The organism is Micromonospora sp. SL4-19, from assembly GCF_047921475.1.
GTDB lineage: Bacteria > Actinomycetota > Actinomycetes > Mycobacteriales > Micromonosporaceae > Micromonospora.
Genome location: NZ_JBLROB010000015.1, coordinates 15639 through 33030, shown reverse-complemented (window position 1 = coordinate 33030; position 17392 = coordinate 15639). Strand labels below are relative to the sequence as shown.

Here is a 17392-nt window from a genome sequence, read left to right as displayed (position 1 = left end):
CCTCGGCATCCGGTCAGGTGACCTGCTCGGCAGGGCACCGCCAGATGGCCTCCCACTGCGTCCACTGGCCGGTGCCGGGAGTGTCCCGCTCGGTGCGGTGCGGCTGGAGCGGACGTACCGGTTCCCATCCCTCGAAGAGCTGGCCCAGCTCGGACCGGCTGAAGAAGTGGATGTCCAGACCGCGCTTCGGTCCCGCCGTGTAACGCACGGTGAAGCCGCCGTCGGGTGCCTGCTCGACCACCTCGTGTGCCGGCCACACGTCCGTGCCGACCGCGTTGACCCGTACGCACATCAGCCCGCCCGGCGCGACCCGCCGCTGGGCCGCGTGGACCTGTCGGTGTGCCTGATCGCGGTTGCCGTGCTGGAAGACCTGGATGCCGATCACCAGCGGCCAGGTCGTCCCGGCCGGCAGCGAGTCCAGGCCGCCGTGGCGCAGCCGCCCGGCCCGGTCCGGTCGCCGGGCCGCGAGCTGGTGAACCGCCTCCGCCGAGATGTCCAGGCCGAGCAGGTCAAGCCCACCGTCCACCAGCGGCAGCAGGTTGCGCCCGTTGCCGCAGCCCACGTAGAGCCCGTTGTCCACCCGCTCCTGACGAGCTACGGCCAGGATGTCGGCGACGAACGCGACCGGGGGCTCGTCCAGGTACCGGCCGCGCCGGTACTCCTCGTCCCAGACCAGGGCGGCGGATCGTGGCGTACTCATCGGACAACCCTGCCACACCCTGGCGTGAGCGGCCGGCCGCGCCGCGTTGCGGGACGGGCCTCAAGGACCCATCGCCGCCCGAAACAGCCAGATGACGTCGCGGTGCATACGAACTTGATGACGCAGACGATTCACACCAACCGCCGGCCCGCGCGATGCCGCCCGCCCCGGCCTGAATCGTTCACGTCATCAAGTTCGTAGCGTGCGAAGGAGACATGGGCAGGAGTTGAGCGACGAACTGGAGGCGGTGCTCGGCACGTACGCCGACGCACTGCGGCGGGCCGGGACGCGGTTGCCGCACTCCCGGGACCCGCAGGCGGGCGCGCCTCCGGCTGACGGGCCGGCCTAGGTGCTGCGCCGTGGGAACGTGCGCCCGTAGCGGTGCCACCGCCGGTGGCTGCAGGCCGTCATCACCGCTGGTCGGATCGTGGCGCCGCCGCCGGACGGGCGCGCAGGTGGGCGCGTTCGCCCTGCCGGCCGAAGAGGCTGAGGAACTCGACCGGCTCGGCGTCGGCGGCGCCGAACCAGTGCGGTACGCGGGTGTCGAACTCGGCCGCCTCGCCGGGGGAGAGGATCAGGTCGTGGTCCCCGAGGACGAGCCGCAGCCGGCCGTTGAGGACGTAGAGCCACTCGTAGCCCTCGTGGGTCTGCGGGTCGGGCTCGCTTCGGCGGCTGTCGGCGGGGAGCACCAGCTTGTACGCCTGGATGCCGCCGGCCCGGCGGGTCAGCGGCAGCATGGTCATGCCGTGACGGGTGACCGGGCGCAGGTGAATGCGCGGGTCGCCGGTGGGCGGGGCGTCAACGAGTTCGTCGAGCGTGACGCCGTGGGCCCTGGCCAGGGGAAGCAGCAGTTCGAGGGTTGGCCGGCGGGCGCCGGACTCCAGCCGGGACAGCGTGCTCACCGAGATGCCGGTGCTGGCCGACAGGTCGGCCAGCGTGGTGTTGCGCCGCTGGCGCAGCGCGCGGAGCCGGGGGCCGACCGCGTTGAGTGCCTGGTCGAAGTCGTCGTCCATGCCGCAAGTTTGCCAGAACAGCAACAACACTTGCCACCCTTTCCTGCTGCCCGGATGGTTGCCCTGGGAGGTGGTCAGGATGACCGAGCAGCTCAGGGAGAGCTACGACGTGGTGGTGATCGGCGGGGGTGCCGCGGGGTTGAGCGGCGCGTTGACGCTGGCCCGGGCGCGGCGGTCGGTGCTGGTGATCGACGCAGGCGCCCCGCGCAACGCCCCGGCGGACGGGGTGCAGGGGCTGCTGGCCAGGGACGGGATCCGGCCGGCCGAGCTGCTGGAGCGCGGCCGGACGGAAGTGCGCGGGTACGGTGGCCAGGTGGTTTCCGGCGAGGTCGGCGCTGCGACGCGCGAGGACGACGGGTTCGCGGTGGTGCTGACAGACGGCCGGTCGGTGCGGGCGCGCCGGCTGCTGGTGACCACCGGGCTGGTGGACGAAGTTCCGGACGTGCCCGGACTGCGGGCCCGGTGGGGGCGGGACGTGATTCATTGCCCGTACTGCCACGGATGGGAGGTCCGGGACCGGGCCATCGGGGTGCTGGCCAGCGGGCCGATGGCAGTGCACCAGGCGTTGCTGTTCCGGCAGTGGAGCGCCGACGTCACCTTCTTCTCCCACACCGCGGCGCCCTCCGGCGAGGAGGCGGAGCGGCTCGCCGCCCGAGGCGTCCGGGTGGTGCCCGGCGAGGTGGCGTCGCTGGAGATCGTCGAGGATCGTCTCGTGGGCGTACGGCTCGGCGACGGCCGGCTGGTCCGCCGCGACGCCCTGGCGGTCTCGTCGCGGATGGTGGCGCGCGCCGGCTTCCTCGCGGCGCTCGGACTGCGGCCGGCGGAGCACCCGTCGGGGGCCGGTGAGCACGTTCCCGCCGACGCGACCGGCCGTACCGAGGTCCCCGGGGTGTGGGTGGCGGGCAACGTCACCGATCTGGCCGCCCAGGTCGGTGCCGCTGCGGCGGCGGGCACCGTGGCGGCGGCGGCGATCAACGCCGATCTGGTCGCCGAGGAGACCCGACAGTCGGTCGCCGCCTTCCGGGATCCTTTTTCCGCCGGGTCCGAAGCGCGGATCAGCGAGCTGGTGACGGGCGACCGCCGCCACGGAATGTGAAAGGCGCCGGCCGGCTACGACGTACATCGGAGCCGGCCGGCGCCATGTCCGGTGTCTGCGTTACACCGGGTTCTTCTTGTGGAAGTTACGGGTGCACTGCTGCAGATCGACCGTGACCGTCTGGCCCAGGTCGACATTCACGGGCGTCCGCTGCAGGACCGTGCCGTCCGGCCGTTCGCACGTCAGGATCCACGGCTCTGTGTAGAAGGTGGTCTGGTTCGGGCGCACCCCGTCGGCCTGATACGGCGGCACAGGCCGGTACGAGGGGTTGACCGCCCAGCGGAACTTGCCGTTCGGCTTGGTGATGTCCAGGTCGGACGTCAGCGTCGTGGTGAACGCACTCGGCCGCGTCGTGCCGCCTGGCTGAGAGTAGGGCTGGGTGTACATGTCGAAGGACTTGGTGATCCGCAGCACCGCGTCCTTGGGGGCCTTGCCTTCGATGGTGGCGTGCTGTGCCGGGTCGGCGGTGTTCTCCAACGCCTCGAACATCGCGAGCCGGTGCGCCACGTACGTGTCCGTGACCTGGGTCTGGAACGTCCTCGCGACCCCGCTGTTGGGGCAGGTCTCGGCCGTGAACGCCAGGCCCCGGGTCGCGAAGTAGGCCCAGTCGATCGCCTCCCCGGTCGTCTCGTAGTCGTGGGCGGAGTCGCGCGGAATGTAGCCCGGGCCGTAGCGCGTGGCCATCCTGGTCGCCAGGTCCTCGAACCGCGCCACATCCTGGGTCGATCCTGCCGCGAGCTGCAGAGGCGGGTAGAGGACAACCTGGATGCAGGTGTGCTGGGTGACGAAGGTGGTGGCCTGTCGGGTCGACAGCAGCCATTCGATGTTCCGCGCCTCCGGCTCGGACCACGGCGCCGCGCCGCCCGTCGAGATCGGCAGCCAACCGAACCCGTAGTTGCGATTCATGTCGACGTTGGTGTCGGTCTGCCGGCGATTACGCACGAAGCCGTCCACGTTGACGATCGGTACGACCACGAGCCTGGCTCGGTCCAGCAGGTTGGAGACGTAGGGGTCGCCGGACGACGCGCTGTTGACCAGGTCGACGGCGTACTCCATGACGAGTTCACCGCTCGGCCACTCGTTGCCGTGATGCATACCGACCGTGACGAAGACGGGCTTGCCGTCGTTGACCTGCACATCACGGGAGATCTCGATGCCGCGGACCAGTCGGCCCGACGACGTCGGGAACGGGAGGGTCAGCGGCTTGACCAGATCCGGGTGCTCACGCGCCAACGTCTCCATGTCGCGCTCGTAGTCGGCCAGCGTCCGGTAGGTCGTGTTCCCACTCGGCAGAGCCGACTGGGCCGTCGCGTCGGCCGTGGAGGCTGCCGCGGGGGCCGCGAGTCCGGTGACGGCGAGACAAGCCGCGGCTGCCGCCGATATCGCCGCGCGCCAGGGGCGACGGCTAACTTCGTTGATCCGCATTCACACGTATCCCTTCATGTCGTTGCATGCACGAGGACAGGCGAGAGAGACCGGCGCTCACCTCCGTCCTCCGGCCGCCATGCGTGGCGGCGTAGCCGGGATTCCCGTCATGAGGGCAAGATCCAATGACGCTATCGACGCCGCCACAACCGGTCAAGAGCGTGAATACGATGGAAGTGGCTGCTCCCCAGATGGGGGCGGCCGCCTCCGGCGATCGCCGGTCAGGCTGACGGGGTGACCAGCAGGGCGGCGACGGTGGCGGTGGTGGCCAGGGCGGCTAGGACGGCGCTGGTGGCCACGAACCGCCCCAGCGGGACCGCGACCCCGGCGGCCCGACAGCGCTCGTACCAGATCAGGGTGGCCAGCGACGCCCACGGGGTGGCCAGCGGGCCGACGTTGGTACCCACCAGCAGGGCCAACAGTTGGGTGTGGTGGTCGGCGGCGATGACCGCCTCCCCGGCCACGTACGCGGGCAGGTTGTTGACCACGTTGGCGAAGAGCGCGCCGACCCCACCGGCCCGCAGTGCGCCCTCGACGCCCGGGTCGCCGCCGATCAGCGTGCCCATCACGGTGTCCAGGCCGTGCCGGCCGATGGTCTGCACCACCAGGAACAGCCCGGTCACGAAGACCAGCAGCCGCCAGGGGATCAGCTGGAGCTTCAGGCTGCCCCGGGCGCGGACCGCGAACCCGGCGACCAGGATCGCGGCGGCCACCCCGGAGGCGAGACCGATCTCGACCCCGGCCAGGATTCCGGCGACGAACAGCAGGCAGGCCCCGAGCGCGGTGCGGTAGAGCACCGGGTCGGGCGGTACGTGCGGCGGCGGTGGCACGAACGGGTCGGCACCGGCCCGTGCCGGCCGCCAGTACCACCACCAGAGCAGCAGCATGGTGATCATGATGGCGACCAGCTGCGGCCACCACATCCGGGTCGCCCACGGCACCGGGGCCAGCCCGATCCGGTCGCTGGCCAGGATGTTGGTCAAATTGGACACCGGCAGCAGCAGGCTCGCCGTGTTGGCCAGCCAGACCGTGGTCATCGCCAGCGGGGTCGGCGGCACGCCGAGCCTGCGGGCCAGAGCGATCATCACCGGGGTGAGCAGGACGGCGGTGGTGTCGAGATTGAGCGCGATCGTGGTCACCGAGGCGAATCCGACGCAGAGCCAGAACAGCGCGCGGAAGCTGCCCCGCGCGGTGATCGCCACCCGGGCGGCGAGCGCGTCGAAAACCCCGGCCACCGCGGTCAGCTCGGCCAGCACCACCACCGTGCCGAGGAAGATCAGGACGGGCAGGATCCGGCGTACGGTGGCCTCCGCGTCCGCGCGGGGGAGGAGCCCGGTGAGGACGCAGAGGACGCCGCCCGCGGCCAGCCCGATCGCGATCCAGTCCAAGACGTGCAGTCGGCCCCAGCGGGATCGGTCCGGTGCGGCCGACGGCGGCTCGCCGGTGGTCTCCACGAGGAATGATGCTCGCACACGGTGGCCCGGCCACCCGGGCCAGACGCGGTGGGATCCACCGTCCACCGTGGTCGTATATCGACGATGAGTGGCCATAATGGCCAGGTGGCTGTAGGCGTGCACCCGACCAGGTCCGACCGCCCCATCGACTTCTTCATCAGCTACTCCCCGGCCGACGAGCGCTGGGCGACCTGGCTGGCGTGGGAGTTCGAGGCCGCCGCTTACCGCACCCTGCTCCAGGCGTGGGACTTCGTCGCCGGCACCAACTTCATCGACTTCATGGACCGGGGGTCCGGGAGGTGCGCCGGCTGTCGGTGGAAGCCCCGTTCTGAGGGCCGACCGGGTTGCCCGGCCGGCCCTCAGGCGGGCGGTCACCGGGCCGGGCCCGGTGCGGTTCCGCTCAGCGCCGCCACTTCTGGTTCGCCCCGCCGGTGCAGTCCCAGATCTGCAACCGGGTGCCGTCGGCCGAGCTGACCCCGGTGGCGTCCAGGCACTTGTTGGCCTGCGGGTTGACGATGTCCCCGGCCGAGGTGAACACCCACCGCTGCGCGCCGGTGCCGTTGCAGTCGTAGAGCTGCACCTTCGCGCCGTTGGCGGTCGACCCGCCGGTGACGTCCATGCACTTGCCCAGGGCGCGTACCGAGCCGTCGGAGTTCCAGCTCCACCGCTGGGCGGCGGTGCCGTTGCAGGTCCACAGCTGAACCGGGGTGCCGTTGGCGGTGTTGGCGCCGGCGACGTCCACGCACTTGTTCCCGTATCCGACGATCTGGCCGCCGGTGCCGCCGCCACCGCCGCTGTCCCAGGCCTGGACCCGGACGTAGTCGACGACCATCGTCTGCGGGAAGACCGTGCTGCCGTCCGGTGAGCCGGGCCAGTTGCCGCCGACCGCGACGTTCATGATCATGAAGAACGGGTGGTCGAAGACCCAGCGGTTCCCGCCCGCATCCGCCGGGGTCTTGCGCGAGTAGGCGACGCCGTCGAGGTACCAGGTGATGGAATCGGGCGCCCAGTCGACCGCGTAGGTGTGGAAGGCGTCCGCCAGGGCCTGGCCGCCGGGCAGCGAGGTCTGCCCGGTCAGTGGGTTGCCGCCGGAGTAACCCGGCCCGTGCAGGCTGCCGTGCACGGTGGACGGCTCGCGGCCGATGTTCTCCATGATGTCGATCTCGCCGCTGTTGGGCCACGGGTTGGTGGCGATGTCGTTGCCCAGCATCCAGAAGGCGGGCCAGATCCCCTGCCCCCGGGGAATCTTGATCCTCGCCTCGAACCGGCCGTACGCCTGCGTGAACGTGCCGGCGGTCAGCAGCCGGGCCGAGGTGTACTGGCAGCTGCCGTACCAGCAGGAGTAGCCGGACGGGTTCTCCCGGCGGGCGGTGATCACCAGATTGCCGTTGCCGTCGAGGGCCGCGTTGCGGGTGCTCGACGTGTAGTACTGCAACTCGTTGTTGCCCCAGCCGCTGCCGCCGATGTCGTAGCGCCACTTGCTGGCGTCGGGCGGCGCACCGGCCGCCCCGTTGAAATCGTCGGACCAGGTGACCGCGCCGGGCGCTGCTGCGGCGGGTGTGCTCGTGGTCGCCGTGAGCGCGACCGTGACGGCCACGCCCGCGAGGGCCATGGCGGCGATGCTGCGGAGGTTACGCACGGTGCCTCCCCTTTGGTCGGTCGGTCCGCCCCGGCCTGACCAGGGCGGACCGAACAGTAAACAAACCATATAAATAGATATGATTAAAGCTATGAATGAAGGGGGGTGGTGTCAAGAGAGCGCTCCCCGTGCGCAAGTGGACGATCCGACGGAGCGCCGGGTCGGGCGTGCGGGGGTGTCACGCTGCCCGGCCGGCAGTCCCCACCCGCGAGCACCGAGTGGTTCGCCCGTCCCGGTCCAGTGTTCCAACCGATCGGACTGACGCTGTGTCACCATGTCGACACAGTCGTTGTGGGCAACGTCCCCGATCGATGTGCTGTCGCCGACCCGCGCCGTCGGTGACGGCCATCACCCAGGACGAGGTGGCTCATGGTGGCTCTACGGCGGCTGCTGGCCGCGGCGATCGCGACGGTGCTGACGGCCGCGCTGGCTCTGGTGTGGACGGCGACGCCGGCCCACGCCGACGAGGCGTGGGAGACCGCCCTCAAGTCCCTGATGTCCCGCACCGCCACGTGGGCGGACGGTGGGCTCTCCCAGGTCGGGCTGCTCGGCCAGCCACTGCCCCTGCTCGGGGTCAGCCCCGGCGCACTGGTCGACGCGGACAAACTCGCCAAGAAGGCGTCCGACGCGCTGGCCAGCGGGCTGACCAAGGACGACGTGGACCTCGGCGGCGGCGCCCGGCTCAGCAGCTCGGTGACCGCCAGCGGCGGCGACCATCTGCTCGACGTGTTGCTGACCACGAAACGCGAGGTGGTCGACAAGGAGCTGACCGTCAACGGGGTCACCCTGGCCAAGGCGGTCAGCGTCACCGGCTGGGCGACCCTGCACCTGCGGGCCCGGCACACCGCCGCCGGGGAGACCTACCTGGTCCGCGACGGCGACACCCCGCGGATCGACATCGACGCGGCTGCGCGGCTGCGGGCCGACCTGGACCAGGCCACCGCCTCGGTCGGCATCCTCGGCGTCACGCTCACCGCGGGCAGCACCCTCACCGCTCGTACCCACCTCAAAGTCACGCTCACCGACCCCAACGGCGACGGCCGGCTTGCCTTCGACACGCCCGCCGGGCCCGGCACCGGCGAACTCGGCGCGGCCGGCTCCCTCGCCGGCCTCGCGCAGGTGGCGCTGGACGGCTCCGGCGGTGGGCGGATCTCCGACACCGAGACCGAGCCCGGACCGGGCTCCGTGCACGGCGTGGTCAAGCTCGGCGCGGCCACGGCCGGCGCGCCCTTCGCCCTGCCGGCGGTGGCGGCGACCGTGAACGTCGACTGGAACGACATCTCGGTCGGTAGCCCGACGGTGACCACCACGGGGCTGGACGAGACCATCGCCAAGTTCCGCAACATGAGCCCGCTCGACCTCGCCTCCGGGCTCGCCCAGCTCGCCACTCTGCTCAGCGGGGTGCAGCAGAGCGGTCCCGCGGGCAACCTGAACCTGCCGTTCCTGCGCGGCACCTTCGCTGACGCGGTCAAGGTCAACGAGAAGCTCACCGACTTCCTCAAGAAGTACGTCCACCCGCGGCCGGACGATCCACAGTTCGATCCCGCCAAGGACGACCCGGCCCTGGCCGGGCAGCCGAGGTTCAGCTCCCTCCAGGAGTTGCTCGCGCTGCTCGCCGCCGAAGGGCTGCCCGTGGACAACCTCTCCTTCGCCGGCGACAAGCTGGTGTTCCGGGTCAAGCTGGAGCGGGAGTCCACGGTGGAGGTGCCCCTCGACCCGGGTGCGGCGTCCCTCTCCGGCCGCGGCGCCACGTTCACCGCCAACGGCTTCAGCGTCAGCGGCAACCGCTTCACCCCCGGCGAGCTGGTCGGGCAGCGGGTGGTGGCCGGCACCTCCGCCGGCACCATCTCGGCCAACACCGCCAACTCCGTCACCCTGGCGCAGAACTGGATCGGCGGCCTGCCGGCCGACGACAGCGTCTGGGTGATCAGCGGCTCCAACCCGAACATCGGCGCGGTCGAACTGGCCGGCACGCTCACCGAGCCGGTCGACGACGGCAAGAAGGTCGGCCTGCGGGCGGCGAACGCCCAGGCCAGCTTCGCCAAGGTGAAGCCCCGCTACAGCGCCGCCCTCACCCTCGTCCTCGACCTGCGCGACGACCTCGGCAGCCCGGCGGCCAACGCCGACCGGGTGCTGCTGCGTACCGACCCGGCGGTGCCGCTGTTCAGCGCGGACTTCCCGATCACCACCGGGGTCGACTTCTACGCGACCGCCGGCTTTCTCAAGGTCAAGCTGGGCGGCGACCTCTCCGTCGGACCGGCCGCCGCCGGCCAGCGGATGCTGGAGGTGAAGTTCAAGCAGGCCCAGGACATCAGCCTGGGCACGTTCTTCCACCGGTTGCAGTCCGAGCCGGCCACCCTCCTCGCCGCGTCCGCGTCGGTGAAGACCACCGGCCGGGTCAAGGTCAGCGTTCCCGGCGACACCGGTGCCCTGGGGCAGGGCGTCGGGGTGGACGTGAGCTGGAAGGCCGGCGAAGAGCCGGTGGTGAACACCTCCGGGCTGACCGGGCTCTTCGCCGTGGACTTCGACCCGAACGACCCCAAGGCGCTCTTCGCGGTCGTCGTCGAGGCGCTCCGGCTGGTCAACGCCGCGCTCTCCCAGGCCGACACCGGTAGCGGACCGCTGGACAAGAAGATCCCGCTGCTCGGCCGCACCGCCCGGCAGCTGCTCGGCGCGGACGAGAGCGGCGTCGGCAAGGACGTCACCTTCGCCGCCGACGGGGCGAACTTCCTGCTCAAGGACGGCAGCCGCAAGGACGACGCCGGTTTCGACGCCCGGCTCGAGGGGCGGACCGTGGTGATCGGCAGCAAGGCGTACCGGGTGCTGAAGCGGGTGGACGCGCAGACGCTGCGGATCGACGCGGCGGGCACCCCGAAGCCGGCGGACGGCACCGCGTACGCGCTGCGGCCGGAACTCGCCGACGCGCTGGACCGGCTGCTCGCCGCGCCCCCGGACAACCTCCAGGACGCCCTCGACGTGCTCAACAACGCCATCGGCGCGGGCAGCGGGGTCAGCTTCACGGTGGATCAGCGCGAGGGCGGCCCGTTCCTGCGGATCGGGCTGGACTGGAGGCGGAACTTCCACACCGGCGGGCCGCTCGCCTTCGCCTGGGGCGGCGGCAAGGACCTGATCAGCCTGGACAGCTCCGGCACCTTCGCGCTCGACGTCTCGGCGAACGCCAAGCTCGGGCTGCTGCTGCCGCTGCGCCTGGACGCCGCGCCGATCCTGGACCACACCTCCTCGGCCAGCGTCACCGTCTCCGGCGGGATCACCAACGGCGCGATGGCCGCCCGGGTCGGCCCGCTCGCCCTCGACCTCGGCAAGGACCCGGACTTCGCCACCGTCAAGGCCAACCTCCGCGTCGGGCTCGGCGGGTTGACCGAGGATGGCCCGATCAGCGGCCTGCTCGGGCTGACCCCGCAGTTCAGCACCGCGGGCGTCGACTGCGGCGGTGGGGTCGGCGGCGCCACCATGCCGATCTGCGCCCGCGCCCCGCTCTTCGTCAACAACTGCGAGCCGGCCGACGCCACCAACCTGCTCACCTTCACCATGGGCCTGGACCTCACGCCCACGGCGAACACCCCGAACCTGGACTCCTGCTTCGCCAACCTGACCATGAAGCTCACCGACTTCAACGTGGGCATCGACGGCTACCTCGCGAAGGTGGAGGAGGCGCTGCGGCTGGCCAGCTTCGACGGCAAGCTGCCCCTGGTCGGCGACGACCTGCAACAGGGCCAGCGGTTCGTGGCGCAACTCCGCGAGCAGGTCAAGGCGGCGATCGGCCCGGTGCTGGCTGACGCCACGCTGGACAGCGCCGGCCTGAACGCCGCACTCAAGGAGGCGCTCAAGCCGGTCGACGAGAACGTCACCGCCGAGGTCACCTGTCGCACCGCGGTGGCCACCCCGTGCCAGCCGGAAGACTTCCAGGCTGTTCGGATCAAGCTCACCTCGGCCAAGGGTGACCCGTCCGCCAGCGGCGGCTGCCAGACCGGCTGCGCCGAGGCCAACGTGCCGCTCGACCTGGGCATCCCCGGCCTGTCGTTGAAGGCGAAGAAGGGCGCCGCCGACGGCATCAAGGCCAAGCTGGGCTGGAAGCTGCACCTGGACCTGGTCCTCGACCGGGACGAGGGCTTCTACATCCCCACCCACGACGGGGACGCGACGCCCGAGGTGCAGATCGGCGGCAGCTTCGACACCACCGGAGACCTGGCCGCGCAACTCGCATTCATTCAGGTCAACGCCACCAAGCAGGGCGCCGACCCGCTGGTGCGGGCGTACTTCGGCATCGACCTCAAGGGCTCGTCGGGGGAGAAGAGCTGCTTCGACCCGACGGTCACCGCGGACTGCACGGCGGACCCGGACGCCAAGCTCACCCTCGCCGAGTTCGGTGACCTGGGCTCGCTGCTCGCCACCGACCTCACCGCCAAGGTCGACATCGACTGGAAGCTGGCGGCGGTGGTCAACACCGGCGACGAGGTCGGCTCCGCCCTGCCCGGCATCAGCGCCCGCTTCGGGCTGACGTGGGGCCTGGAGCACAAGCAGGGCTCCCTCACCGCGACCGGTGCCGGGGTCACCACGCCGCTGAAGGTGACCTTCACCGACATCGCGTTGGATGCCGGCGCCTTCTTCGACAAGATCCTCAAGCCGGTGGTGGAGAAGTTGAAGGCGGTCACCGGCCCGCTTCAGCCGGTCATCGACACCCTCTACGCACCCATTCCGGTCCTGTCGGACCTGTCGAAGGCCACCGGCGGACCCGACATCACCCTGGTCTGGCTCGCCAAGACCTTCAGCACTCTCAACGGTGGCCCGAAGCTGGACTTCGTGGACACCGTCCGCGCGGTGATCACCTTCGTGAACCGGATACCCGACTGCGACTCCGGTTGCTCGATTCCGCTCGGCCAGTTCCTGGTCGACCCGGCGAAGGCGCTCACCACCGAGGTGTCACCCGCCTCCGCCGAGAGCCTGATCAAGCGGGACGACCCGTTCACCCAGGCGAAGTCCGCCGACGAGGTGAAGGCCGCCGTCGACACCGCCGCCGGCGACGACGGGGAGAAACTGTTCACCCCGAAGAACCCCGGGGAGAAGTCCAACGCCGAGAAGACCGGCTTCAGCTTCCCGGTCTTCGACAACCCGGGCTCGCTGTTCGGGCTGCTGCTCGGGCAGGACGTCGAGCTGGTCAGCTTCGACTCCGGTCCGCTGGCGCTCGGCTTCAGCTGGCGGCAGTCCTTCGGCCCGGTCTACGCCCCGCCGCCGGTGCTGGTCACCCTCTCCGGCAGCGCCTCGGTCACCGCCCGGTTCATCGCCGGACTGGACACCGCCGGCATCCGGCACGCCGTCGAGGCGGCGACCGACGGCAGCGCGCTCGACGCGGTCAGCCTGCTCGACGGGCTGTATTTCAAGACCGCCGACAGCACCGGCAAGGCCGTCCCGGTGGTCACCCTGCGCGGCGAGATCGCTGCCGGGGCCGAGGTCAGCGTGCTGATCGTCAAGGCGGGCATCCAGGGTGGCATCCGGCTGACCGTCGGCTTCAGCTGGAACGACCCGAACAACGACGGCAAGTTCCGCACCAGCGAGTTCCTCCAGGCGTTGCTGGTGAACCCGATCTGCCTGTTCACCACCAGCGGACAGCTCTCGGTCTTCCTCAAGGTCTACATCACCATCGACCTGTTCCTGTTCTCCAAGACCTTCGACTTCACCCTGGTCGACGCCACCCTGCTCGACTTCCGGGCCCAACCGGACTGCACCCCACCACCACCGGAACTCGGTGGCACCGTCGGGGACACCCTGGTGGTCTTCGCCGGCAGGTTCGGCACGAAGGACCAGCGCGGCGACAAGGCCTGGGACAACGGCGCCGGCACCTACGCCGGTGACGTGATCAAGGTGTACGCGCTGCACTACGCCGACGCCGGCACCGAGGGCGCCAGCGACGACTTCGACGGGTTCGCGGTCGAGGCGCTCGGCCGCAAGCAGGAGTTCCTCGACCCGTCCCTGACCCGGGTGGTCGTGGACGGCCGCGGCTACCAGGTCGCCGACAACACCAAGACGTCGATGTCGGTGCTGTTCCTCGGTGACGGCGACACCAGCGGCGACGGCACGAAGACCTCCGCCTTCGACAGGACCGCGGTCGTGCTCGGCTCCGACGGCAAGGACCAGATCCGTACCGGCACCGGCCCGGCGTACGTGGACGGGCGCGGTGGCGACGACGTGATCGTCACCGCCGAGGCGCCCGGCACGGTGAGCCGGGTCGCCGGCGGCCCTGGAAAGGACACCATCACCACCGGCGACGGCAACAACGTGGTGGCCGGCGACAGCGGCCTCGGCGGGACCAACCGGGGCGCCACCACGGTGCACACCTCGGTCGGCGACAAGACCCTCACCGGGCTGATCGACTGGACGACCCTGACCGACCCGACCGCCGCCACCTCCGGTGAGGACGACCACGTCACGGTCGGGCACGGCGCCAGCCGGGTCTACGGCAACGGCGGCGACGACGTGCTCGGCGTGCTCGTCGACGACCGGCCCAACGGGAAGAACACCCTGGTCGGCGGGCCCGGCGGCGACACCATCAACGGTGGCCGGGGCGATGACACCATCCACACCTCCGACACGACCGTCCCCGCCGACGCCGACCAGGCCGGCAGCGGCGACGTCGGACTGATCAACCAGGTGGACACCGGTGCCGGCCAGGACACCGTGTACGGCAGCGCCGGTACCGACCTGGTCGTCTCCCACTCCGCCAACGGCCAGACCGGGCGCCTATACGGGTACGGCGGTGACGACGTGCTGGTCGGCGGCTACGGCACCGACGAGCTGTTCGGCGGCCCCGGGCAGGACTACGTGATCGCCGAGCCGTCGCAGGTGGGGGCACCGGGCGTCACCGACGGGTACGGCCCGTTCCGCCAGGTCGTCCACCAGCCGCTGCCGGCCGGCGCGCAGTCGCAGACCAAGCTCCTGGTCGGCGGCCTCGGCAGCGACCACCTGATCGGCGGCGACGGTGGGGCCACCATATTCGGCGACCGGCACCTGCCCGCCGAGACGTGCGCCGACGCCAGCCTCGCCGACGCGCAGCCGACCCCCGTCGACCAGGGCTCGGCCGACCTGATCCTCGGCGGTGCCGGGACCGATGTGGTCTCCGCCGGCAGCGGCGACGACCGGGCCGACCTCGGCGGCGGTGACGACCGGGCCTGCGGCCAGCTCGGCAACGACATCCTGCACCTGGGCGCCGGCAACGACCGGGCCTGGGGCGGCCCCGGCGTCGACCAGCTGCACGGCGACGACGGTGACGACCTGCTCTTCGGCAACGCCGGCGACGACGGCCTCTACGGCGACGCCGGGCAGGACACCGTCGAGGGCAACGAGGGCGACGACCAGGTCTTCGGCGGCCCCGACGCCGACGTGCTCTACGGCGGCGGACGCACCGCCGGCGCGAGCGACGGCCGGGACTTCCTCTACGGCGAGGACGGCGCCGACCGCATCGTCGGCGACAACGGCACCTCGCGGATCGGGGACGTCGGACCGTACCCGCTGGACCTGGCCGGGGACGAGCCCGGTGCCGGTGCCGGGGACGTGATCTCCGGCGGAGGGGGCGACGACATCGCGTACGGCGGCCTCGGTGACGACCGGATCAACGGTGACGCCGGGGACGACCAGCTCGAGGGCAACAACGGCGCCGACCTGATCCACGGTGACCTCGGCCGGGACGAGATCATCGGTGGCTCCTCACAAGAGCCGGCCGCCGGCACCGGCCGGCCGGACGCCGGCGACCAGCTCTTCGGCGACGCGGACGCCGACCTGATCGCCGGGGACAACGCCCGGTTCACGCCGGCCACCGCCGAGGCGACCCGGGTCACCCAGGGCCGGTCCGTCCCGCAGCGCAAGGTCACCCTGCTCGATCTCGGGTTCAGCCCGGTGGCTGGCACCAGCGGCGGTGACCTGATCTCCGGGGGCGACGGCGACGACGTCATCCTCGGCCAGGGCGGACCTGACCGGATACACGCCGACGCCGGTGACGACTACGCCGAGGGCGGCCCCGGCTCCGACTGGGTCGAGGGCAACGCGGGCAACGACGACCTGGTCGGTGGCTCCAGCACGGCGTACGACGGAAGCGGGGCGACCACCACGGGCCAGCCGGACACCGCGGACGCGGTCTTCGGCGGACCCGGGTCCGACGCGATCATCGGCGACAACGGCGCGGTGCTTCGCCCGCTCCCCGGTGAGCAGCCGACCGCGGTGACCGTCCGGCTCGGTGCCGACGGCACGCCGTTCGGGCCGCGGATCGTGGTGCTGCTGGACCGGGCGGCGGCCACCGCCAACCGCTACGGCGGCGACCGGCTCAGCGGCGGCGACGGCGTGGACGCCCTCTGGGGCCAGGACGGCGACGACGCGATGACCGGTGACGGTGACGGCGACTACCTGGAGGGCAACGGCGGCGCGGACAACCTCCGCGGCGACAGCGCCCTCGGCGCGGCAGGCCGCCAGGCAGTCACGCCGCTGCCCGGTCCGGGCTGGCCGGGCGAACCGTCGCCGGCGGCCGAGCTGGTCGGGGCCGGCGCCCCGGACGGGCAGGACGACCTGATCGGCGGCAGCTCGGCCGCCGGATTCCGGGACACCGGGGACGTGGTCGAGGGCAACGGCGGCGACGACGTGATCCTCGGCGACAACGGCTCGCTGCTGCGGACCGTGACCGCCGTCGACGGGCAGCCGGCCGAGCGGGTCTACACCGAGCGGTACCCGACCGGTGCGGTGCCGGCCGACGCCACGGTGGTCCGCACCCACGACCCGGCGCTGCCGGGCCCGTCCACCCGGTTCTGCACCACGGCCCAGCCCACCTGTGAGCCGGTCGGCGCGTTCGGCAACGACCAGCTCTACGGCGACGGCGGCAACGACGGGATCTGGGGCCAGGACGGCGACGACCTGATCCGGGGCGGGGACGGCGACGACGACCTTTTCGGTGAGCTCGGCACCGACACCCTCTACGGCGACGACGGCGCCGACGCCATCCTCGGCGACCGGGGCGGCGTGATGAACCAGTACCTCAACCCCGACGACATGGCCGCGCTGGGCTTCACCGTGACGCTGTCATCGCCCCCGAAGGAGACGTTCACCGGGTTCCGGGCCGGCGACTACGACCGGCGGGTGGACCTGCTGCACGACACCGACGGCGACGCCTGGATCGGCGGTGCCACCTCGGCGCCCATGCCGCACGACGGCCTGACTGCCGGCGCGGGTGACTTCATCCGCGGCGGTGCCGGGGCGGACAACATCCACGGCGGCTTCGGTGACGACGTCGCCAACGGCGACAGCGGCGGGGACCAGCTCTTCGGCGCCGGAGGCTCGGATGTGCTCTGGGGCGGTAAGGGCTGCGACCCGGTGCTCGACGCGGCCGAGTCGCAGTGCCAGGTGAACGGCGTGTTCAACGCCGCCGCCCGGGGCGACCGCGACCAGTACGTCGACCACCTCTTCGGCGGCGCCGGTGCCACCAGCGGCCCGGCCGTTGACGCCGTGCTCGGATCCGATCTGCTGGACTTCCGTCCGCGCGGCTCCTACCCGGGCAACTGCGCGGCCGGGGCGTGGCCGGAGACCACGGCGTCCGGGACGGGAGACCCGTGCCGGTGGTTCGAGATGACGAACATGGACAACGACGACGTCACCGACAACCAGCACCACCACGGCATCGACTGGATCTACGGCGGCGGGGACCGGGACGTGCTCCAGGGCGACGTCACCGCCAACGGGCCGAACAACGGCGACCGGCTCATCGACTGGAACGGCGCCTACAATCTGTACACCCACTGCAACGCGGCCTACGGCGGGTTCAACGACGTCCGCCAGCACAGCCCGGCTATGGAGGACTTCCTCACCAGGCTGGCCTGGGCCACCGGCGCGGGCCGCAACGCGTCCGACGTGACCACGGCCGGCACCTCGGCCTTCCTGGAGTTGTCCTACGTCTACCCGAAGGACAACAAGGACCACGGCTCGGGCCCGGCGTACCCCGGCACCCCGGGGCACTTCGACGAACCCTCCTGCACCGACTGACCGCTCACCGGGGCCCGGTTCTTCGCAGAA

Annotated in this window: 9 protein-coding genes; 4 read left to right on the top strand and 5 right to left on the bottom strand. The window is 71.5% G+C overall.

Translation table 11 applies throughout. The features are described 5' to 3' along the window. Window positions 1–13 precede the first annotated feature (13 nt). On the bottom strand, window positions 14–700 hold the full coding sequence (locus ACNAVT_RS18975; RefSeq protein WP_416298011.1) for a methyltransferase: 687 nt from the start codon (window positions 698–700) through the stop codon (window positions 14–16). A gap of 202 nt (window positions 701–902) precedes the next feature. Between ACNAVT_RS18975 and ACNAVT_RS18970 the strand changes: the two genes are divergently transcribed. Continuing rightward, window positions 903–1049, top strand: a complete 147-nt coding sequence (locus tag ACNAVT_RS18970) for a hypothetical protein (protein ID WP_416298009.1) — start codon at window positions 903–905, stop codon at window positions 1047–1049. Window positions 1050–1110: 61 nt separating this feature from the next. Here ACNAVT_RS18970 and ACNAVT_RS18965 read toward each other — a convergent pair whose 3' ends face one another. Further along, window positions 1111–1713 carry a helix-turn-helix domain-containing protein gene (locus ACNAVT_RS18965; protein WP_416298007.1) on the bottom strand — a complete coding sequence of 201 codons (603 nt, stop codon included), beginning with the start codon at window positions 1711–1713 and terminating at the stop codon, window positions 1111–1113. A 79-nt stretch (window positions 1714–1792) separates the two neighbouring features. Here ACNAVT_RS18965 and ACNAVT_RS18960 point away from each other — a divergent pair, with 79 nt between their 5' ends. Continuing rightward, window positions 1793–2809, top strand: coding sequence for an NAD(P)/FAD-dependent oxidoreductase (locus tag ACNAVT_RS18960; RefSeq protein WP_416298005.1), 1017 nt, complete (start codon window positions 1793–1795; stop codon window positions 2807–2809). Window positions 2810–2869: 60 nt separating this feature from the next. On the opposite strand, the gene ACNAVT_RS18955 is transcribed toward ACNAVT_RS18960, so the two are convergent. Further along, complete coding sequence (locus ACNAVT_RS18955; protein WP_416298003.1) at window positions 2870–4051, bottom strand: M14 family zinc carboxypeptidase; 1182 nt, start codon at window positions 4049–4051, stop codon at window positions 2870–2872. Between the two features lie 404 nt (window positions 4052–4455). Next, window positions 4456–5688 carry an SLC13 family permease gene (locus ACNAVT_RS18950; protein WP_416298001.1) on the bottom strand — a complete coding sequence of 411 codons (1233 nt, stop codon included), beginning with the start codon at window positions 5686–5688 and terminating at the stop codon, window positions 4456–4458. 84 nt (window positions 5689–5772) lie between these two features. On the opposite strand from ACNAVT_RS18950, the gene ACNAVT_RS18945 reads away from it, so the two are divergent. After that, on the top strand, window positions 5773–6162 hold the full coding sequence (locus ACNAVT_RS18945) for a toll/interleukin-1 receptor domain-containing protein (protein ID WP_416297999.1): 390 nt from the start codon (window positions 5773–5775) through the stop codon (window positions 6160–6162). Here ACNAVT_RS18945 and ACNAVT_RS18940 read toward each other — a convergent pair. Further along, on the bottom strand, window positions 6089–7300 hold the full coding sequence (locus ACNAVT_RS18940) for a ricin-type beta-trefoil lectin domain protein (protein WP_416298181.1): 1212 nt from the start codon (window positions 7298–7300) through the stop codon (window positions 6089–6091). The genes ACNAVT_RS18945 and ACNAVT_RS18940 overlap by 74 nt on opposite strands. A gap of 396 nt (window positions 7301–7696) precedes the next feature. On the opposite strand from ACNAVT_RS18940, the gene ACNAVT_RS18935 reads away from it, so the two are divergent. Beyond that, window positions 7697–17362: a calcium-binding protein gene (locus tag ACNAVT_RS18935; protein ID WP_416297997.1), complete on the top strand. Its 9666-nt coding sequence runs from the start codon at window positions 7697–7699 to the stop codon at window positions 17360–17362. Window positions 17363–17392 lie beyond the last annotated feature (30 nt).